Source organism: Pseudomonas sp. TE3552 (genome assembly GCF_056278945.1).
Genome location: NZ_JBWBQJ010000001.1, coordinates 2,935,640 through 2,954,022, shown reverse-complemented (window position 1 = coordinate 2,954,022; position 18,383 = coordinate 2,935,640). Strand labels below are relative to the sequence as shown.

Sequence of the window (18,383 nt, the reverse complement as noted above, 5' to 3'; positions counted from 1 at the left end):
GCAAAATCTGCGAAAAGTCCCGAGATTTTGGGGCCGCTGCGCAGCCCAGCGGGAGCAAGCTCCCTCGCCACAGGGTATCGGGTGTAGCCAGAGAGGCTTACGCCCTTTCGATGGCCAACGCCACACCCTGACCACCACCGATGCACAGTGTGGCCAGACCTTTCTTCGCGTCACGCTTGATCATTTCATGCAACAAGGTCACCAGCACCCTGCAACCCGAGGCGCCGATCGGATGGCCCAGGGCAATGGCGCCGCCGTTGACGTTGACCTTGTTCAGGTCCCATTCCAGATCCTTGGCCACCGCCAGCGATTGCGCGGCGAAGGCTTCGTTGGCTTCGATCAGGTCCAGTTGATCGATGGACCAACCGGCCTTGTCCAGGCACCGGCGGGTGGCGCTGACCGGGCCGATGCCCATGATCGCCGGGTCGACGCCCGCGTTGGCATAGGCGGCGATTTTTGCCAGCACCGGCAGGCCGAGGGCCTTGGCTTTAGCGGCGCTCATCAGCAAGACTGCAGCAGCGCCATCGTTCAGCGAAGAAGCGTTGCCGGCAGTCACCGAGCCGTCCTTCTTGAAGGCCGCTTTCAGTTTGCCCAGGGAATCGGCGGTGGTGCCGGCCCGAGGCTGTTCGTCGGTGGCGAAGGACAACGGTTCGCCCTTGCGCTGGGGGATCAGGATCGGCGTGATCTCATCGGCAAACCGCCCGGCTTCGAGGGCGGCCACGGCTTTTTGCTGCGAGGCGGCAGCGAAGGCGTCCTGTTGTTCGCGGGTCAGGCTGTATTTCTCAGCCAGATTCTCGGCAGTGATGCCCATGTGGTAATCGTTGAACGCATCCCACAAACCGTCGCTGATCATCGTGTCGACGATCTGGCTGTGGCCCATGCGCAGGCCGGTGCGGGCGCCCGGCATGACGTAATTGGCCAGGCTCATGTTTTCCTGGCCACCGGCGATGATTACCTCGGCATCGCCGCAGCGAATCGCCTGCGCCGCCAGGTGCAGCGCTTTCAGGCCCGAGCCGCAGACCTTGTTCAGGGTCATGGCCGGCACGGCGAAGGGCAGGCCGGCCTTGATCGCGGCCTGCCGCGCAGGGTTCTGCCCGGCGCCGGCGGTCAATACCTGGCCCATGATCACTTCATCGACTTGCGCCGGGTCCAGATCGGTTTGCGCCAGCAACTGGCGGATTACCGCGGCACCGAGATCAACCGCGGACACATTGGCCAACGAACCCTGGAAACTGCCGATGGCAGTGCGAGTGGCGGCAACAATCACAACGTCTTGCATGGAAGAATTCCTCACTGGGCAGCGAACTGCATTTCCGGGACGTGTTCAGGCACGATCAGTTTACCGGCGGTTTTGGCGACGATTTCCTCGACGCTCACGCCCGGCGCACGCTCCTTGAGCACGAACGCACCGTCCCGGATTTCCAGGTAGGCCAGGTCGGTCAGCACGCGTTTGATGCAGCCGGCACCGGTCAGCGGCAGGCTGCAACGCGGCAGCAGTTTCGACTCGCCGTCCTTGGAAGCGTGGGTCATGGTGACGATGATGTTATCTGCACCGGCCACCAGATCCATTGCGCCGCCCATGCCCTTGACCAGTTTGCCGGGGATCATCCAGGAGGCGATGTTGCCTTCGACATCCACTTCGAACGCGCCCAGCACGGTCAGGTCGATGTGGCCGCCGCGAATCATCGCGAACGATTCGGCGGACGAGAAAATCGACGCGCCGATGCGTGCGGTCACGGTTTGCTTACCGGCGTTGATCATGTCGGCGTCGACTTCGGCGTCGGTCGGAAAGGCGCCCATGCCGAGCAGGCCGTTTTCCGATTGCAGCATGACTTCCATGCCTTCAGGGATGTAGTTGGCGACCAGGGTCGGAATGCCGATGCCGAGGTTCACGTAGTAGCCGTCCTGCATTTCGCGGGCGACGCGCTGAGCCATTTGTTCGCGGGAAAGTGCCATTGTTGTTATTCCTTCATTCGGTCCGGGGGCAGGGGATCACTTACGCACGGTGCGCTGTTCGATGCGCTTCTCGAACGTGCCGCAAATGACCCGGTCGACGTAGATGCCAGGGGTGTGGATCTGCGACGGGTCCAGCTCGCCGGGTTCGACGATTTCTTCTACTTCGACCACGGTGATCTTGCCGGCGGTGGCGGCCAGCGGGTTGAAGTTCTGGGCGGTGTGGCGATAGACCACGTTACCGAAATGGTCGGCCTTCCAGCCTTTGACGATGGCGAAGTCACCGGTGATGGACTCTTCCATCAGGTATTTGCGGCCCTTGAATTCACGCACTTCCTTGCCGTCGGCCACCGGGGTGCCGACGCCGGTGGCGGTGAAGAACGCCGGGATGCCGGCACCACCTGCGCGCATTTTCTCGGCGAGGGTGCCTTGAGGTGTCAGGACGACTTCGATTTCGCCGCTCAGCAGTTGTTTCTCGAACAGCGCGTTTTCGCCGACGTAGGAGGCCACTACCTTGCGGATCTGCCGGTCCACCAGCAGCACACCGAGGCCGAAACCGTCGACACCGCAGTTGTTGGACACCACGGTGAGATCACGCGTGCCTCGGTGCTGGATCTCGGCGATGAGGTTTTCCGGAATCCCGCACAGGCCGAAGCCGCCGGAGATCACGGTCATGCCGTCCTCAAGACCTGCCATCGCTTCCTCATAGGAATACACGCGCTTGTCGAACCCTGCCATATGCACCTCTTTTATTCTTTGTGGGCGGCTGGCTAGCCGGATGGGGAAGGAGTGTCGCGCCAGAGGATTTATTTGTTAAGTTGATTTTTAAGGTTGATTGATAGATAAAACTCACCAATCAATCCCGATACGACGTTGGAGACAGTGGCCATGACCGTCAAACAGATCCGCGCGTTCCTGGCCGTGGCCCAGAGTTTGAGTTTTGCCGTGGCTTGCGAGCGCCTGCATCTTTCGCAGTCGGCGTTGAGCCTGACCATCAAGGCACTGGAGGAGGGGCTGGGCGGGCGCCTGTTCACCCGCAATACCCGCAACGTCACCCTGACTGCGGAAGGCGAATCGCTGCTGCCCCTGGCCCGTCGGTTGATCGCGGACTGGGACAATGCCGAGGATGAATTGCGCCAACGTTTCACTCTGCAACGCGGTCGCGTGACCCTGGCGGCGATGCCGTCGTTTGCCGGCAACCTGCTGCCGCCGATCCTCAAGAACTTTCGCGCGCGCTACCCCAAGGTCAACGTCACGGTGAACGACGTGATCAACGAGCAGGTGCTGGAAATGGTTCGCGACCGCCAGGTGGAATTGGGCGTGGCGTTTGAACCAACCCAGAGTTCATCGCTGGCATTCACGCCGTTGTACATCGACCGGTTTGTGGCCGTGGTGCCGTTTGATTCACCGCTGGCAGACTTGGGTGACATCGATTGGCAGACCTTGCTCAAGGAACCGTTCATTACCTTGCAGCGACCGTCGACGGTGCGGGTGATGCTCGAAGAGCATCTGCAAGCGCGGGGCATGAAATTGCCGGTGGAGTTTGAAAGTCATCAACTGGCGACGGTCGGGCGGATGGTGGCCAGCGGACTGGGCGTCAGCGCGGTGCCGGCGTTGTGCGCCGGGCAGATGCGCGAACTGGGCGCGCGTTGCATTACCCTGCGCGACCCAGTGGTGGAACGGGCAATCGGGGTGCTGACGACCGGGCATGAACTGTCGGCGGCGGCGCAGGCATTGTTCGATATTCTCAAGGCCGAAAACCTTGGCGAACGCCTCTCCGCGTGATGATCACCGTCCCCTGTGGGAGTGAGCTTTTGTGGCGAGGGGGCAAGCCCCCTCGCCACAAAAGCCCGCTCCCACAGGATCCGGTTTCGTCAGTTGCATCCGGGCAAACCAACCTGCCCTTATTTACGCGCCTCCAATATCAGGTTGAACGGCGTTTCCGTGGCCCGTCGGAATTGCGTGAACCCCGCTTCGGTGAAGACCTTGCGCAACCGTGCTTCGCCTGCCTGGGCGCCGAGCCCGAGGCCGACTTCCTGGGACAGCGAGTTGGGTGTGCAGATAAAGGTCGAGGCGGCGTAGAACAGCCGTCCCACCGGATTGGTGTTGTCGTCGAGTGTGTCGTTGGCGAAGGGCTCCACCAGCAGCACCGTGCCGTCGGGTTTGAGCGATTCATAGGCATGCCGTGCGGCACCCACCGGATCACCCATGTCGTGCAGGCAGTCGAAGTAGCAGACCAGGTCATAGTCGTCGCCCGGATAGCTCTTGGCGGTGCCTTGGAAGAACCGGGCCCGGCCGGATACGCCACCTTCTTCGGCACGCTGGGTGGCGACGGTGACAGAAGGCGCGTGGTAATCGAAACCGACGAACCGCGAATTCGGAAACGCCTGGGCCATGATCACCGTCGAGGCACCATGGCCGCAGCCGATATCCGCCACCTTCGCGCCAGCCTCCAGTTTGGCGACCACTCCGTCGAGGGCCGGTAGCCATTCGCCGACCAGATGTGCCTTGTACCCTGGCCGGAAGAACCGTTCCGTGCCGCTGAACATGCACGGATGGTGATCGCCCCAGGGCAGGGCGCCGTTGCCGCGCATGGCGTTGACCAGTTTGTCCTTGTCATGGAAAAACGACGCGACCACCCCGATACCGCCAGCCACGTAGACCGGTGAGTCTTCGATCGCCAGCGCCAGGGCTTGCTCTTCGGGCAGGTGGAACTGGCCGTCGTGGTGTTCCATGTAACCAGAGGCAGCGTGGGCGCTGAGCCATTCACGCAGCAGGCGGGTGTTACAGCCGGTTTTCGCGGCGAGTGCTTCGGGGGTCACTGGTTGACTGTCGGCCATGGCCCGGTACAGGCCAAGTTCTTCGCCGAGAATGACGTTGGCGAGCATCGCCGCGCCGCCCATGTCGTTTACCAGTTTGCCCATGAAATCATTGAGTCTGGCCTCGTCCATCAGGTGTTCTCCTTCAGCAGGATCACGCTCCAGAGGCATTGTTTGTCGAGGCGTGCACCTTTGGGCGGTGATCGTGGGAATGAACAGGACGATAACCGCGTCCTGGCTCCCCCGTGGGGGTAATCAACAAGTCTAGTTCGTGTATCCCACTGTATCTGGCTGCCTGTCCGATACAGTGCCCTGTGAAGAAAGGCGTTTGTGCACACAGCCCCGACACATCGCGGCGCTTGACTGGGTCTGCCGGCCGGCACTGAGCTTTCAGATGCTGGAGACCGGTCACACTGGATGAGATCGACACCATGCAGACTCCCCTCACATCAACGAAAGCCACTGTCGGGATAGGTTTGCGCCGCGGTTTGCTGAAGGACCTTCAAGCGGCCCCGGTGGGCGCTTTCGACTTTCTGGAAGTCGCGCCGGAAAACTGGATCGGCATCGGCGGCGCTCATGGCGCGGCGTTTCGTGCCCTGACCGAGCGTTATCCGTTGTCCTGCCACGGCTTGTCGTTGTCGTTGGGCGGGCCGGCGCCGCTGGATGTCGGGTTCCTGCAAGAAGTGCGGGTGTTCCTCGATCACCATCAAGTGCCGCTGTACAGCGAACACCTGAGCTATTGCAGCGATGACGGTCATCTTTACGACCTGCTGCCGTTGCCGTTTACCGAAGAAGCCGTGCAGCACGTTGCCGCGCGAATTCGTCAATCCCAGGACATTCTCGGTCGGCGCCTGGCGGTGGAAAACGTCTCTTACTACGCCGCGCCGCAGCAGGACATGGACGAATTGACGTTCACCAACGCAGTGCTGCGTGAAGCCGATTGCGACCTGTTGCTGGACGTCAACAATGTCTACGTGAATTCGATCAATCACGGCTTTGACCCGCAGACGTTCCTGGCTGGCATCGACGCAACAAGGGTGGTCGCCATGCACGTGGCGGGGCATTTCGATGTATCTGACACGCTGAAAATCGACACCCATGGCGCCTCGGTCAAACCGGTGGTCTGGTCGCTGCTGGCCCAGGCGTATGCGCGGTTCGGTGTGCAGCCGACGCTGCTTGAGCGGGATTTCAACTTTCCGGCGTTCTCTGAATGGGTGAGCGAATTGCAGACTATTCGCCGGTTGCAAGGTGCGGGGGTGAGCCGTGGATAAGCCGACGCTGTATCAGCACCAAGACACATTGACTCGCTACCTGCGCGACCCCGACCACTGTGCGCCGCCGACCGGGATGGATGTGAGCCGGGCGCAGGTTTATCGCGACCTGGTGTTTTCGAATCTGTCGTCGTTGCTCAGCGGCACCTTTCCAGTGCTGGTGAAGACAGTGGGCGACAGTGACTGGCGTTCTCTGCTGAGGATTTTCCTGCGGGACCACCGTGCTCACACGCCAAAATTCGGCGAAATCGCCCAGGAGTTTGTCGAGTTCCTCGCATCGATGCCGCTGGCGTTGAGCGATGGACCGTGGCCACCGTTCATGGTCGAGCTGGCGCATTACGAGTGGGTCGAAATGGCGCTGCAACAATCCGCCGCCGAGCCGTTGCCGCCCAGCGATGCCGGGTTGTTGCTGGGCCGACCCTTGCAGGTTTCACCACTGGCCTGGCCGTTGGCGTATGCCTGGCCGGTGCAAAAGGTGGGGCCGGATTACCAGCCGCAAGTGCCACCGACTCAGCCGACGTTGCTGTTGGTTCGCCGGTCGGAGGACTGGAGTGTGCAGTTTTCCGAACTGAGCCCGTTGGCGTGGCGGTTGTTGCAGCGGATCGAGACGTTTCCTCTGCTCGATGGCCGGGCGCAGCTGCAAGGGCTGGCGGTGGAGGCAGGGATGGTTGGGTCGCCGGCGTTTATCGACAGTGGGTTGGCATTGTTGCAGCAGATGCATGGAGAAGGGGTAATCGGCATAGCTACCTGACCGCACGCAATCCCCCAACCACCCGCTACCACAGGGATTTGTGGCGGTTATTGGGTTGTCGGCAACTTGAGTTCCGCACATAAACCACCGCCCTCGCGATTGCTCAATTTCAGCGATCCACCAATCGCGATGGCCAACTGCTGGGCAATCGCCAACCCCAATCCGGTTCCTCCAGTGCTGCGGTTACGCGAATTCTCTACGCGGTAGAACGGCTCCATCACCTGGGCCAATTGCTCTTCGGCAATTCCCGGTCCACGGTCCATCACTTTCACCGACAAGCTGCCGTCGGCATTCACCTCCACCCACAACTCTGCCGCGCCGGCGAATTTCAGCGCGTTGTCTATCAGGTTCACCAGCACCCGCCGCAAGGCATGGGGCCGGGTGTCGATCACTGCGGCGCTTTTGCCTCCCAATTGCACCGCTTTACCCATGTCCTGATAGTCGAACACCAGGCTGTCGAGGAATGAGTCCAGATCGGTACGGCGGCTTTCCTCGGTGGAGCCGTGGATGCTGCGGGCATAGGCCACGCCTTCGCGCACCAGGTGTTCCATCTCGCCGAGGTCGTTCCACAGTTTGTCTTTCTCACTGGAGTCGTCCATGAATTCGGCACGCAGTTTCATGCGCGTGATCGGGGTTTGCAGGTCGTGGGAAATCGCCGCCAACAACTGCATGCGTTCCTTGAGATAAGCCGCAATGCGCGCCTGCATCGCATTGAACGCCCTGGCGGCGTAGGCGACTTCGGTCGGGCCTTTTTCGTCCAGGTGCACGGCGTGGGTGTTGGGGTCGAGGGTTTCCACCGCTTGGGCGAGGCGGGTGAGGGGACGGATGGCGATTCTCACGGCCAGCCAGGTGCAGGCGATCATCAATGCCAGTTGCCCCAGCAATACCGCCGGCAACCACGGCGACAACGGCACCATCGACGGCCGCACATCAATGGTGACGGGGCTGCCGTCCTTCAGTTTCAGGTGGGCCTGGAAATGTTTCTTCGGGCCAGGGATGTCGGTAAAGGTCAGTGGGTAATCATGGCCAATGGCGTCCTGAATCGAGGTCACTGCAATCGACACATCGCGGGGTGCCATGGGCATGCCCGGCGAACCTTCATTCAGCAGATAGCCATAGTTGGCGCGTTCCAGACGCTGCAGCCAGTTGGCGCGCTCGTTGGCGGGCAAGCGGTCGAGGATGGCGAGGGACGTCGAGACGTCGGTTTCCAGGTTGCCCAGCATGGTGTTTTTCGCGCTTTCATAACGCTCGTAGTACTGGGCGCCAAAAGACAGCGCCTGGGCGAGGATCAGGCCGACCAGAAAAATCAGCGACAGCCGTGAGGCCAGCGTGCGCGGCCAGTGCAGCGCCAGACTCATGACGGCGCACCGAGCACTTCCACCGGCAGGGAAAACACATAGCCTTCACTGCGCACGGTCTTGATGTAGGCCGGTTCCCGGGCATCGTCAAGCAGGCGCTGGCGCAAGCGGCTCACCAGCAAGTCGATGGAGCGGTCGAACAGATCGGCGTCGCGGCCTTGAGTCAGATTGAGCAATTGGTCGCGATTGAGTACCCGCTGAGGATGATCGAGGAACACCCGCAGCAAGCGATATTCCGCGCCGCTGAGGGCGACCATGGTGCCGTCCTGATCCAGCAGATGCCGGGCCGAGGTGTCCAGGCGCCAGCGACCGAACCCCAGCAGGCGACCGCTTTCGGTGATCACCAGATTCGGCGGCAGCATCCGCGTACGGCGCAGCACGGCGTTGATCCGGGCGAGTAATTCACGGGCGGCGAACGGTTTGACCAGGTAATCGTCGGCGCCCATTTCAAGGCCGATGATGCGATCGGTTTCATCGTTGCGCGCGGTGAGCATCAGCACCGGCGTGGCTTTGTGTTTGCCGGCACGCAACTCGCGGCAGAGCAGCAGGCCATCGTCGCCCGGCATCATGATGTCGAGCACGATCAGGTCCACCGGCGTGGTCTCCAGAAACGCGCGCATCTGCCGTCCATCCGCCACCACGGTGGTGCGCAGACCGTTCTTCTTCAGGTAATTGCCTACCAGTTCCCGGATCTCGCGGTCATCGTCCACGATGAGAATGTGATCGACGTGTTCCATGGGGCCAAGCCTCTTGAGTGGAAGTTATCGCGCAGTCTATCGAGCCTTGGCCCGCTCGCCCGCTGCCTTTTGTATTGCAGTGTATCGGGTATATCGGCGGATACACGGGGATGCAAAAACAGCCGATCCCGGGCGTTTTGTATCGCTGTGTATCCCGGGCCGGCGCTGATACGTAGCGATTTACACGGGCCTGTTCCCGACACAGACGAGATACCTCGCGGGCTTCAAATAGGTTCCATCGAGGCAAACCCAACCGCCTCGACCCACTGCACATTGACCTGTCGAGGAACCCGCCATGAACACCAAAGCCGTCTACGCCGCCTGCCTGTTTGCCGCACTGAACCTCTGCACCTTGTCGGCCCGTGCCGAAGCCGACGTCGCCGCCCAAACCTACACCTACGGCACGCACCTGGATATCCAGAAAGTGCTGTCGATGAAACAGGACACTACGCCTGCCTGCGGGATTGTAAATGCGCGGATGACCTACCTGGATTCCCAAGACAAAACCCAGGTGCTGGATTACCGCAAATTCGCGGATGGCTGCAACGAAAACAACTGAGGTCTGTAGAACCTCCTCGCTCCCACATGGAACTCGCATTTCAAGGTGATCCCCATGTTTCTCATCGCATTCCTGGGCGGCATTTTGACCGTCCTCAGCCCCTGCATCCTCCCGGTCGTGCCGTTTCTGTTTGCCGGTGTTGAACGTACGCGTTCCTCGATCCTGCTCACCCTCGGTGGCATGGCCCTGACCTTTGCCCTGATCTCCAGCCTGGCCGTGGTCAGCAGCGACTGGGTGATACAAGCCAACAACACTGGCCGCCATGTGGCGTTGATCGTGATGGTGCTGTTTGCCTTGTCGCTGATATCTGCGCGGATCGGCGGCTGGCTGGCGCGTCCGTTCGTGCTGTTGGGCAATCGCCTCGACCCTGACACCCGCAAAGTCTCTGGCCCGTTGGGCTCGGTGCTGATCGGCGTCGCCACCGGGCTGCTGTGGGCGCCGTGTGCCGGGCCGATCCTGGGGGTGATCCTCACCGGGGCCATGCTGCAAGGCGCCAACGCCCAGACCAGTTTGTTATTGGTGGCGTACGGCCTGGGCAGTGCGTTGTCCCTGGGCACTTTGATCTTCGCCGGTCGCGGCCTGGTCAATCGCTTGAAACCGTCGATTCCAGTCACTGGCTGGCTGCGTCGCGGCACGGGGGTTGCGGTGTTGATCGCGGCGGCAGTGATCTCTACCGGCGCCGACAACAGGCTGCTCGCCGGCACCTCGTCCGAAGGCGTCAGCAGGGTTGAACAGCGGGTGCTGGAAAGCGTACCGAAAGTCATCGATTACTTGGTCAGCAAGGTCAAGGCCGACTCGACCATGGGCACGGCTCAAGGCGCGATGCCGTCACTGTCGGGCGCGGTCCAATGGCTCAACTCGCCAGCGCTGGGCAGCGATTCCCTGCGCGGCAAAGTGGTGCTGGTGGATTTCTGGACGTACGACTGCATCAACTGCCAACACACCTTGCCCTACGTGAAGGACTGGGCGAAGAAATATGAGCAGGACGGCTTGCTCGTGATCGGCGTGCACACCCCTGAATACGGCTACGAACGCATCATCGACAACGTCCGCGATCAAGTGAAGAAGCTCGGCATTACCTACCCGGTGGCGATCGACAACAACTACGCGATCTGGCGCGCCTTCGACAATCAGTACTGGCCCGCTCACTACCTGATCGATGCCAAGGGCCAGGTGCGTTACACCCACTTTGGCGAGGGCGGGTACGAGACTCAGGAGCAGATGATCCGGCAACTGCTGATCGATGCCAAGGCGCCTGCCGCGTAAAGCAATCTCATCTGTTAATACGCCGTTACAGATGGACGACCATGCATCGGAGAGCGGTGTATTTCGTGGGGTTGCCGGACGACCGGACAGGACGGTTACGTATCCGGGAGCGATAGTTTGTGGACGACGGGATCACTGCCGACCCCGTCATCACCCTCAAAAGGAAGTTGCCATGCCTAAATTCATTATCGAACGCGAGCTGCCGGGTGCCGGCGCACTGCCGCAACAGGAACTCAAAGCGATCTCGCAAAAATCCTGCGATGTGTTGCGCGGAATGGGGCCCGAAGTGCAATGGCTGCAAAGTTACGTCACCGGCGACAAGATTTACTGTGTGTACATCGCGCCGAACGAGGACCTCATCAGGGAGCATGCCAAACAGGGTGGTTTTCCGGCCAACAGCGTTGCCCGAGTCATGAACATCATTGATCCCACTACGGCGGAGTAAGCCGGGACGCGTTCCAACCCGCAACGGAGCAGACTTGATGAGCACACCCATTGATCTCACTGCCCTGAAAAACCGTCAGATGACCTCGTGGGCCAGCGGCGACTACGCGGTGATCGGCACCACCTTGCAGATTGTCGGCGAGCAACTGGCCGAAGCCTGCGACCTGCTCTGTGATGAGCGCGTGCTGGACGTCGCCGCCGGCAACGGTAATGCAACGCTCGCCGCCGCGCGACGGGGCTGCAAAGTCACGTCCACCGACTACGTGGCCAGGCTGCTGGAGCGCGGTGAAGACCGGGCTCGGGCGGAACGCCTGGACGTGATCTTTCAGGTGGCCGACGCCGAAGCCTTGCCGTTCGAGGATGCGAGTTTCGATGCCGTGCTCTCGACCTTCGGTGTGATGTTTACGCCAGATCAGCCCAAGGCTGCAGCGGAACTGGCGCGGGTGTGCCGCCCTGGTGGGCGGATCGGTCTCGCCAACTGGACGCCTGAAGGCTTTGTCGGCCAGATGTTCAAGACCCTGGGCCGCCACATGCCACCACCGCAGGGCGTTCAACCGCCTTCAAACTGGGGCACCGAAGCCTGGTTGCACTCGCAGTTCGATCAGCGAGACTTCCTGCTTCAGGTGACACGGCGGTTATTCAATTTCCGCTATCGCTCGGCTGCACATTTCATCGACACCTTCCGCAGTTGGTATGGCCCGATTCACAAGGCTTTCGCAACCCTGCCACCCGAAGGCGCGGCGGCCCTGGAAAACGACCTGACGGAACTGCTCAATCGCCTGAACCGAGCGGGGGAGCGGTCGCTGGTGGTGCCGAGTGAATACCTGGAGGTGGTGATTACACGGCGTTGAATTGAAAACGCAACCCCTTGGGGAACGGGCTTCTGTGGCGAGGGGGCTTGCCCCCGTTCGGCTGCGAAGCAGTCGCAAAGCTTTTGGGGCCGCTTCGCGACCCAACGGGGGCAAGCCCCCTCGCCACAGGGGTCGCGTCCACAAAGGTATGTGCACAATTTGGTATTCAGCCGTTGCAGTCACTCATCCAGTGACTCGGTATACACCACCCACACGCTGCACGGCATTTTGTACAGCACATGCTCAACCGTGCTGCCGATCAACCGGCCCATGCCGCGATGGCCGATCCGGCCCATGACGATCACATCCACATCATGGGTATCGGTGTAGTGGGTCAGCACCTTGGTCGGGTTGCCCATGACCATGTGCCGCTGCTCCGGCGCGATGCCGTTGCGCGCGGCCAGTTCGTTGAAGGCATTCTCCTGGAGGTCGAACAGGGTCTTGACCTGGTCCGAAGAGAAAAGCGCCGAACCGTTATAGAAGTTGAACTCGTCCGCGCTGATGGATGAAAGGTCATAGGCGTAGACCACATCGAGTTCGGCATTGCAGGCGCTCGCCAGTTTTGAGGCTTCGTGAAGGATCCGGTCGTTGAAACTGTTGTATTGATCATCGCGGTGAAACGGGTCGATCGCCGCGACGATCTTGCGCGGCAACGCGCGAGTGGCATGGCTGACGAAATGCAACGGCACCGGGCATTCACGCAACAAATGCACGTCGAGGGGGGTAAACACCAGCCGCGACAGCCGCGATGGATGATCCAGCGCCTTGATCAGTACGTCCATCGGCTGCTCTTTGAGGTGAATCAGGATCTCCTCCAGCGGATTCTCGACCCAGGCCACCTCGGTGGTGACGTGCACACCGATCTTGCGCAAGGGGCGGGCTTGTTCCTCAAGCCACTGGCGATGGCGCTCGACGTAGCCCAGACGCATCTGCTCCAGAGCCTTTTCGTTGACCATGCTGGCAGTCGCCAGGCCTTCCAGGTAGTCGAAGGCCACGATGTGCAGGGCTGCGTCCTCGGCCTTGGCCAGCGCCGCGGCCCGGTCGAAGGCCGGGCTGTGTTCCATCAGGGGCGAGACGACCAGCATGAAACGTGCTTGACCAGACATGACAAACCTCCCGTGGGTAAACGAGCAGACGGTGGTCGTTCAATACATCTCAATCCTTTGATTATTGACCATGATCAGTCTCAGGGGCGCCTGGCCGTTCGAACGGGCCGGCAGCGCAGCACAAAGTTCACGCGATGGGTGTCGCGCCGAAACTCTAATGTGGGAGCGGGCCTGCTCGCGATGCGGTCTCAAGCGTTTTCCAAAGGTCGCGCATCGTCGGGTTTTGATTGGCGATCGAACAATACGAACGTATCTCCAGTCGGGCCTTCCACTCATCGCCGCCGGCCAGCACCAATTGCCCTCGCTCCAGTTCATCGGTCACGGCGCTCAAGGGCAACCAGGCAACGCCATAGCCCTCGATCGCCATTCTCATCAACAGCATGGCCATGTCCGCCTCAAAGCAACGATCAAGCACGCAAGCAGTCGGTGCATTCTTGATGACGATATCGGCCACGCGCCCCAAAAAAGTGGTCGCGGTATACGCCAGGTGCGGCACTGGCTTGGCGGCCGTCCCCGGTAGCCGATGCAACGGTTTGCCGTTCTTGTCCGGCGCGCACAGTGGAACAAACGAATCATGCCCCAGGGTCAAACTGCCGAACTTCTCGGGGTCGAGCTGGATCGGGGCGAGGGGATGATGGTAGACGATCATCAAATCGCAGCTGCCTTCCTCCAGCGCGATGACCGCATCGTGGATATTCGCCGCCACCACGCGAGCATTGAAGGGCTCATTCTGCTGTTGAAACTGGGTCAGCCACTTAGGCAGAAAGGTCATTGAAAGACTGTGCCCGGCGGTGACCTGAATCGAGCGCCCCGGCATTCTTTCTCCTTCGCGAAGAGCCAGTCGCAATTGCAGCAACGCCGACAAAGCCTCGCGCCCCTCTTCACAAAAGCTGCGTCCCGCTTGAGTCAGTTGGACAGGATAGGTGCCGCGATCCACCAGTTCGGCTCCCACCCATTCCTCAAGTGAACGAATGCGCCGAGACAGCGCGGACTGCGTGACGCAACGCACTTCGGCGGCGCGAGAAAAATTCTTCCATTCGGCAATCGCCAAAAGATCGTCCAACCATTTGGTTTGCATGCTGGCTCCTCATCGCGTCTCTGGCGAAGAGTTTACTGCGGTGCAATGGAGCCATTGAGGGAATTTCGCAAACTATTCCAAAAACGCATCACCCTATGGTGATTACTCATCATCCCGCTCCAATGGCGTCCCTAGAATCGGTGCTGTAGCCCCGCTGCCGCAGAGCATCGGGTCATTCCAGTCTTGTCTTCTGCCAAGTAAAAAAAGCTACAACATCACTTGAGGAAAGCACCGTGAAAAAAAGTAATTTACCCCGCCAGATCGCGATCGGCATCGCGATGGGCGTCATCGTAGGTTGGGCTTGCCATCATTTTTCAGCGGATGAGAAAGCCGCCAAAGAAATCGCCTCCTGGTTCTCGATGGTGACGGACATTTTCCTGCGCTTGATCAAGATGATCATCGCACCTTTGGTTTTCGCCACATTGGTCGGTGGTATTGCCAGTATGGGCAACTCCCGATCAGTAGGACGGATCGGGGCGAGGGCGATGGCCTGGTTCGTTTCCGCTTCAGTGATTTCGTTGTTGATCGGCATGTTGCTGGTGAACCTATTCCAGCCAGGCGCAGGCCTGGATCTTCAGGCGACTCAGGCCGGCGCGGCACCGATAGCGGTAAACACGGGGGACTTCAGCCTCAAGGTGTTCATCAGCCACGTATTCCCTCGCAGCATTGCTGAAGCCATGGCCAACAACGAGATTCTGCAAATTGTAGTGTTCTCGCTGTTCTTCGGTTTCGCGTTGGCAGGTGTCAAGCGCGCCGGCTACACAAAGATCACCGACAGCATTGAGGAGCTGGCAAAGGTGATGTTCAAGATCACCGACTACGTCATGGCGCTTGCACCGATCGGTGTCTTTGCCGCCATCGCTTCGGCCATCACCACCCAAGGTCTGGGCTTGCTGGTCGATTACGGAAAACTGATTGCCGAGTTCTATCTGGGCATTGTGATTTTGTGGGGCGTGTTGTTCGCTGCCGGCTACCTGTTTCTGGGGCGTTCGGTATTTACGTTGGGCAAGTTGATCCGAGAACCCGTGCTGTTGGCATTCTCGACGGCCAGTAGTGAGTCCGCCTATCCAAAAACCATGGAGGCCCTGGAGAAGTTCGGCGCACCGAAGCGCGTATCCAGCTTCGTACTTCCACTGGGGTATTCATTCAATCTCGACGGTTCGATGATGTATCAAGCCTTCGCGATCATGTTCATTGCCCAGGCTTACAACGTTGACTTGAGCCTCACACAGCAACTTCTCATCTTGCTGACGCTGATGGTGACCAGTAAGGGCATGGCAGGTGTAGCCCGGGCTTCGGTGGTTGTCGTCGCGGCGACGTTGCCCATGTTCAATCTGCCGGAAGCGGGCATTTTGCTGATCCTGGGCATTGATCAATTCCTCGATATGGCCAGGACTGCCACCAACGTGGTGGGCAATAGCATCGCAACGGCAGTGGTCGCTAAATCGGAGCCTTGCGAGGAGCCGGACGACGTCCCTCAAACCGAGGCATCCCCACGTCCTGTTCGCACTGTAGCCACTGCCTGAGAGCTATCACCATGAAAGCTGAATCGAAGCTGTCCCGTGAGTCGTCGTTTGTACGCAAACTGGGCATCGTTGGCGGACTTGGTTCACTGGCCGGCGGCGATCTGTTCTACAAGTTGGTGAAGTCCAGGGCGGTGCTCGAGGATCAAGGCCGCTATCACTTTCTGTTCGAGCAGCACCCGTTCAAAGATGTCCTGATGCCGTTGGACCGGGGCGCAAGCATGACCTCCAGAAAGTTCTATGTTTTTGAGGTTTGTCAGACCTTCGAGGCCAGTGGGGTCGACGCGATCGTACTGCCTTGTTTCGCCAGCCATTCCTTCCGCGAAGAAATTCAGGAGGAAATAGGCATACCGGTTCTGGACATGATGGCCGCGTTGCGCAGGCACATCGACCATGTCGCTGAACCCGGCAGTGCATTGGGCATTCTCGCCTCAGACTATGTTCGCCACTGCGGCTTGTTCGAGCGCTATTTCGGCAGCGATTTCAAGCTCGTTTACCCAGGTGATGACGAGCAGTCAGGGTTGATGGAGGCGATGTATGGCGTCAACGGTATCAAGGATGGATACCTTGACGGTGTGCCGCTGGAGTGTGTGTATCGGGCCTGCCTTTCGCTTCAGGAACAGGGGGCCGCGATAGTCTTGCCGGGCATGACCGAGCTCTCGTTGGTCTGCGGCGACCTGCAGCGTCGGGGCATCACGGTGCTGGATATCAATGAGATTTATGCCGGCTTCGCGACTGTGGAGAAAGGTCAGTCGAATCGCCCACCCTTCAAGCTCGGGATCGTGGGCGGGGTGGGGCCTGCGGCAACGGTCGATTTCATGGGGAAGGTGGTTGCGTATACACCAGCCGGCCGCGATCAGGAGCACATCAAAATGGTGGTTGAGCAGAACCCCCAGATTCCTGATCGCACCGCCAGCCTGCTGTACGACGAAACAGATCCGACGATGGCGATGTATGCCACCTGCAAGCGGCTTGAAAGCGCTGGAGCCAATGCGATTGCGATCCCGTGCAATACCGCTCACGCGTTCGTCGAGCGTATCCAGTCACACTTGCGTGTGCCCATTGTGAACATGCTTGCCGAGACAGTAGAGGCCATCGTTCAGCGGTATGGCGCCGGGAAAACAGTCGGGCTGCTGGCGACGTCGGGCACGATCAAAAGTCAGGTTTACCACGAGGCGGCCCGGCGAGCCGGGTTGCACATAGTCGCCCCCGGTGTGGACTACCAGGCGTTGGTCATGGATGCGATATATGGGGCGCTTGGGATCAAGGCCGGGTTCACCGAGGGCCTGTGCAAAGATCAGCTGCTGATCGCCGCAGAGCACTTGTGTGAACTGGGCGCCGATGTGCTCATCCTGGGATGTACGGAGTTACCGCTGGTGCTGCAGCATAGCGAGGTCTTCATGATCAAAGGTCATCAAGTGGCGTTGATCGACCCGACCACTATTCTGGCTATGAAATGTATTCAGCTTGCCGGTGAACATTCGCGGGAGCGATCAGATTTGCATCTTGGCTAAACAACCTTTGCGCCCCGTGCCTCCAGTAACTCCCGTAATACGGACCGGTGGCAGTGCGCTTCGTCTTCGCAGTAACACCCCACGGCCAGTGAGGTTTGATGGGAAAGGGCGGCCAGCAGGTCCAGCAACTGACTGGGCGCGGGCTGGTGCATCTCGGCCTTGAACTTGCGCTTGAAAGCCTCCCAGGCTTTGGCATCTTCTGCCGCCTTGGCTTCGGCCACCAACTCGGGGCTGGGAGACAGCAGCGGCTGCCACACATCATAAAAATCCCGGCTGGCGAATTCAGCCTTCGGTACACCGCGGGGCGGGCGGCGTACCGTGCCCAGGCGCAGGCCCTCATGCGCTGTGCGCGGTGAGCCGAGTTGCACGATATGGATGGGCATGATCGCTGTGCCTATTTGAGTCGCGAACTGTCGATCCACTCCAGCGCCGTGCGCCAGAAGCAGATCCCCAGGAAGTACGCCGACATCAGCAGCCACAGGCTCATCACCAACGGGTTGATGACCGGATGGTTGACCACCAGCGACAAGCTGCACAGCAACCAGATGGCCGTCACCGCAATGTTGATCGGCATGAACCGCCGTACGCGGAACGGGTGCAGGAATTTCATCCGGGTCACGGTCAACAGCGCCAGGCCGATGACGGTGAGAAAGGTGATCCACGGCGACGGGTCGATGATGTACAAGCACAACGCGACCACGTTCCACGCGGCGGGAAAGCCCTGGAAGTAGTTGTCCTTGCTCTTCATGTTGACGTTGCAGAAGCAAAACAGCGACGACACCAGAATCAGCGACACGGTCAGCAGCAGGGTGTAGTCCGGCAACGGGATGTAGCGGTAGATGAACAGCGCCGGGATAAACACATACGTCAGGTAATCGATCACCAGATCGAGGATCGAACCGTCGAAACTGGGCAGCACCGATTGCACATTGACCTTGCGCGCCAGTGCCCCGTCCAGCCCGTCGACGATCAGCGCCACGCCCAGCCACAGCAGGCAATTGGTGGGCTGGTTCTCCAGCAAGGCGAGGGTTGCGAGGAAGGCAGTGACCACGCCAGTGGCGGTAAAACCGTGGGCGCCCCAAGCTTTGAGCCTGGCGATGTGTACGGTGGATATCACGGGGGCGTTCTCCAGAAAGTGAAGCAAGCCAGTCAT

At 60.1% G+C, this 18,383-nt stretch carries 19 protein-coding genes; 9 read left to right on the top strand and 10 right to left on the bottom strand.

The genetic code is table 11. The annotated features are described in order from the left end of the window. Window positions 1-97: 97 nt before the first annotated feature. From ACZ9BB_RS13090 to ACZ9BB_RS13080, 3 genes are read right to left on the bottom strand one after another with little or no spacing between them, the layout of a single operon-like run. Window positions 98-1,279 (bottom strand): acetyl-CoA C-acetyltransferase, encoded by a 1,182-nt coding sequence (locus ACZ9BB_RS13090; RefSeq protein WP_476214141.1) that lies wholly within the window; start codon window positions 1,277-1,279, stop codon window positions 98-100. Between the two features lie 11 nt (window positions 1,280-1,290). Then, window positions 1,291-1,956, bottom strand: a complete 666-nt coding sequence (locus ACZ9BB_RS13085) for a CoA transferase subunit B (protein ID WP_476214140.1) — start codon at window positions 1,954-1,956, stop codon at window positions 1,291-1,293. Between the two features lie 36 nt (window positions 1,957-1,992). Further along, window positions 1,993-2,691, bottom strand: a complete 699-nt coding sequence (locus ACZ9BB_RS13080; RefSeq protein ID WP_217858550.1) for a CoA transferase subunit A — start codon at window positions 2,689-2,691, stop codon at window positions 1,993-1,995. A gap of 150 nt (window positions 2,692-2,841) precedes the next feature. On the opposite strand from ACZ9BB_RS13080, the gene ACZ9BB_RS13075 reads away from it, so the two are divergent. Further along, window positions 2,842-3,738, top strand: coding sequence for a LysR substrate-binding domain-containing protein (locus ACZ9BB_RS13075; protein ID WP_476214139.1), 897 nt, complete (start codon window positions 2,842-2,844; stop codon window positions 3,736-3,738). Between the two features lie 119 nt (window positions 3,739-3,857). Here the strand turns inward: ACZ9BB_RS13075 and ACZ9BB_RS13070 are convergent, their stop codons facing one another. Beyond that, window positions 3,858-4,904: a class I SAM-dependent methyltransferase gene (locus tag ACZ9BB_RS13070; protein WP_476214138.1), complete on the bottom strand. Its 1,047-nt coding sequence runs from the start codon at window positions 4,902-4,904 to the stop codon at window positions 3,858-3,860. Between the two features lie 299 nt (window positions 4,905-5,203). Between ACZ9BB_RS13070 and ACZ9BB_RS13065 the strand changes: the two genes are divergently transcribed. Next, the gene (locus tag ACZ9BB_RS13065; protein ID WP_476214137.1) at window positions 5,204-6,043 is read left to right on the top strand and encodes an HvfB family MNIO-type RiPP peptide maturase; all 840 of its coding nucleotides are present in this window, start codon (window positions 5,204-5,206) and stop codon (window positions 6,041-6,043) included. Continuing rightward, window positions 6,036-6,794, top strand: a complete 759-nt coding sequence (locus ACZ9BB_RS13060) for an HvfC family RiPP maturation protein (protein WP_476214136.1) — start codon at window positions 6,036-6,038, stop codon at window positions 6,792-6,794. Before ACZ9BB_RS13065 ends, ACZ9BB_RS13060 begins: the two co-directional genes overlap by 8 nt. 47 nt (window positions 6,795-6,841) lie before the next feature. On the opposite strand, the gene ACZ9BB_RS13055 is transcribed toward ACZ9BB_RS13060, so the two are convergent. Both ACZ9BB_RS13055 and ACZ9BB_RS13050 read right to left on the bottom strand, forming a co-directional pair. Then, a complete protein-coding gene (locus ACZ9BB_RS13055; RefSeq protein WP_476214135.1) occupies window positions 6,842-8,152 on the bottom strand; it encodes an ATP-binding protein in 1,311 nt (436 codons plus the stop codon). Continuing rightward, window positions 8,149-8,889 carry a response regulator gene (locus tag ACZ9BB_RS13050; RefSeq protein ID WP_026345826.1) on the bottom strand — a complete coding sequence of 247 codons (741 nt, stop codon included), beginning with the start codon at window positions 8,887-8,889 and terminating at the stop codon, window positions 8,149-8,151. Before ACZ9BB_RS13050 ends, ACZ9BB_RS13055 begins: the two co-directional genes overlap by 4 nt. Before the next feature lie 295 nt (window positions 8,890-9,184). Here ACZ9BB_RS13050 and ACZ9BB_RS13045 point away from each other — a divergent pair, with 295 nt between their 5' ends. From ACZ9BB_RS13045 to ACZ9BB_RS13030, 4 genes are all read left to right on the top strand, one after another. Further along, window positions 9,185-9,448: a DUF2790 domain-containing protein gene (locus ACZ9BB_RS13045; RefSeq protein WP_476214134.1), complete on the top strand. Its 264-nt coding sequence runs from the start codon at window positions 9,185-9,187 to the stop codon at window positions 9,446-9,448. Between the two features lie 54 nt (window positions 9,449-9,502). Then, window positions 9,503-10,714 (top strand): cytochrome c biogenesis protein DipZ, encoded by a 1,212-nt coding sequence (locus ACZ9BB_RS13040; protein WP_476214133.1) that lies wholly within the window; start codon window positions 9,503-9,505, stop codon window positions 10,712-10,714. Between the two features lie 172 nt (window positions 10,715-10,886). After that, entirely contained in the window at window positions 10,887-11,159 is a 273-nt protein-coding gene (locus tag ACZ9BB_RS13035) for a DUF4242 domain-containing protein (RefSeq protein WP_476214132.1), read from the top strand. A 37-nt stretch (window positions 11,160-11,196) separates the two neighbouring features. After that, a complete protein-coding gene (locus ACZ9BB_RS13030; protein WP_476214131.1) occupies window positions 11,197-12,009 on the top strand; it encodes a class I SAM-dependent methyltransferase in 813 nt (270 codons plus the stop codon). 179 nt (window positions 12,010-12,188) lie between these two features. Here the strand turns inward: ACZ9BB_RS13030 and ACZ9BB_RS13025 are convergent, their stop codons facing one another. Further along, the gene (locus tag ACZ9BB_RS13025; RefSeq protein WP_476214130.1) at window positions 12,189-13,115 is read right to left on the bottom strand and encodes a universal stress protein; all 927 of its coding nucleotides are present in this window, start codon (window positions 13,113-13,115) and stop codon (window positions 12,189-12,191) included. Window positions 13,116-13,269: 154 nt separating this feature from the next. Further along, window positions 13,270-14,193 (bottom strand): LysR substrate-binding domain-containing protein, encoded by a 924-nt coding sequence (locus tag ACZ9BB_RS13020; RefSeq protein ID WP_476214129.1) that lies wholly within the window; start codon window positions 14,191-14,193, stop codon window positions 13,270-13,272. Window positions 14,194-14,426: 233 nt separating this feature from the next. Here ACZ9BB_RS13020 and ACZ9BB_RS13015 point away from each other — a divergent pair, with 233 nt between their 5' ends. Next, entirely contained in the window at window positions 14,427-15,719 is a 1,293-nt protein-coding gene (locus ACZ9BB_RS13015) for a dicarboxylate/amino acid:cation symporter (RefSeq protein WP_007939231.1), read from the top strand. An 11-nt stretch (window positions 15,720-15,730) separates the two neighbouring features. After that, window positions 15,731-17,230 carry a cysteate racemase gene (gene cuyB / locus ACZ9BB_RS13010; RefSeq protein ID WP_476214128.1) on the top strand — a complete coding sequence of 500 codons (1,500 nt, stop codon included), beginning with the start codon at window positions 15,731-15,733 and terminating at the stop codon, window positions 17,228-17,230. Here cuyB and ACZ9BB_RS13005 read toward each other — a convergent pair. Together ACZ9BB_RS13005 and pcsA are read right to left on the bottom strand one after the other, a co-directional pair. Then, entirely contained in the window at window positions 17,227-17,613 is a 387-nt protein-coding gene (locus tag ACZ9BB_RS13005; protein ID WP_476214127.1) for a DUF488 domain-containing protein, read from the bottom strand. The two genes, cuyB and ACZ9BB_RS13005, sit on opposite strands and share 4 nt — an antisense overlap. 11 nt (window positions 17,614-17,624) lie before the next feature. Then, window positions 17,625-18,347 (bottom strand): phosphatidylcholine synthase, encoded by a 723-nt coding sequence (pcsA, locus tag ACZ9BB_RS13000; protein ID WP_476218301.1) that lies wholly within the window; start codon window positions 18,345-18,347, stop codon window positions 17,625-17,627. Between the last annotated feature and the right edge of the window lie 36 nt (window positions 18,348-18,383).

Bases quoted from the DNA above. Each gene is read 5' to 3' on its own strand.
- ACZ9BB_RS13090 (WP_476214141.1), bottom strand. From the start codon at position 1,279: ATGCAAGACGTTGTGATTGTTGCCGCCACTCGCACTGCCATCGGCAGT.
- ACZ9BB_RS13085 (WP_476214140.1), bottom strand. From the start codon at position 1,956: ATGGCACTTTCCCGCGAACAAATGGCTCAGCGCGTCGCCCGCGAAATG.
- ACZ9BB_RS13080 (WP_217858550.1), bottom strand. From the start codon at position 2,691: ATGGCAGGGTTCGACAAGCGCGTGTATTCCTATGAGGAAGCGATGGCA.
- ACZ9BB_RS13075 (WP_476214139.1), top strand. From the start codon at position 2,842: ATGACCGTCAAACAGATCCGCGCGTTCCTGGCCGTGGCCCAGAGTTTG.
- ACZ9BB_RS13070 (WP_476214138.1), bottom strand. From the start codon at position 4,904: ATGGACGAGGCCAGACTCAATGATTTCATGGGCAAACTGGTAAACGAC.
- ACZ9BB_RS13065 (WP_476214137.1), top strand. From the start codon at position 5,204: ATGCAGACTCCCCTCACATCAACGAAAGCCACTGTCGGGATAGGTTTG.
- ACZ9BB_RS13055 (WP_476214135.1), bottom strand. From the start codon at position 8,152: ATGAGTCTGGCGCTGCACTGGCCGCGCACGCTGGCCTCACGGCTGTCG.
- ACZ9BB_RS13050 (WP_026345826.1), bottom strand. From the start codon at position 8,889: ATGGAACACGTCGATCACATTCTCATCGTGGACGATGACCGCGAGATC.
- ACZ9BB_RS13045 (WP_476214134.1), top strand. From the start codon at position 9,185: ATGAACACCAAAGCCGTCTACGCCGCCTGCCTGTTTGCCGCACTGAAC.
- ACZ9BB_RS13040 (WP_476214133.1), top strand. From the start codon at position 9,503: ATGTTTCTCATCGCATTCCTGGGCGGCATTTTGACCGTCCTCAGCCCC.
- ACZ9BB_RS13035 (WP_476214132.1), top strand. From the start codon at position 10,887: ATGCCTAAATTCATTATCGAACGCGAGCTGCCGGGTGCCGGCGCACTG.
- ACZ9BB_RS13030 (WP_476214131.1), top strand. From the start codon at position 11,197: ATGAGCACACCCATTGATCTCACTGCCCTGAAAAACCGTCAGATGACC.
- ACZ9BB_RS13025 (WP_476214130.1), bottom strand. From the start codon at position 13,115: ATGTCTGGTCAAGCACGTTTCATGCTGGTCGTCTCGCCCCTGATGGAA.
- ACZ9BB_RS13020 (WP_476214129.1), bottom strand. From the start codon at position 14,193: ATGCAAACCAAATGGTTGGACGATCTTTTGGCGATTGCCGAATGGAAG.
- cuyB (WP_476214128.1), top strand. From the start codon at position 15,731: ATGAAAGCTGAATCGAAGCTGTCCCGTGAGTCGTCGTTTGTACGCAAA.
- ACZ9BB_RS13005 (WP_476214127.1), bottom strand. From the start codon at position 17,613: ATGCCCATCCATATCGTGCAACTCGGCTCACCGCGCACAGCGCATGAG.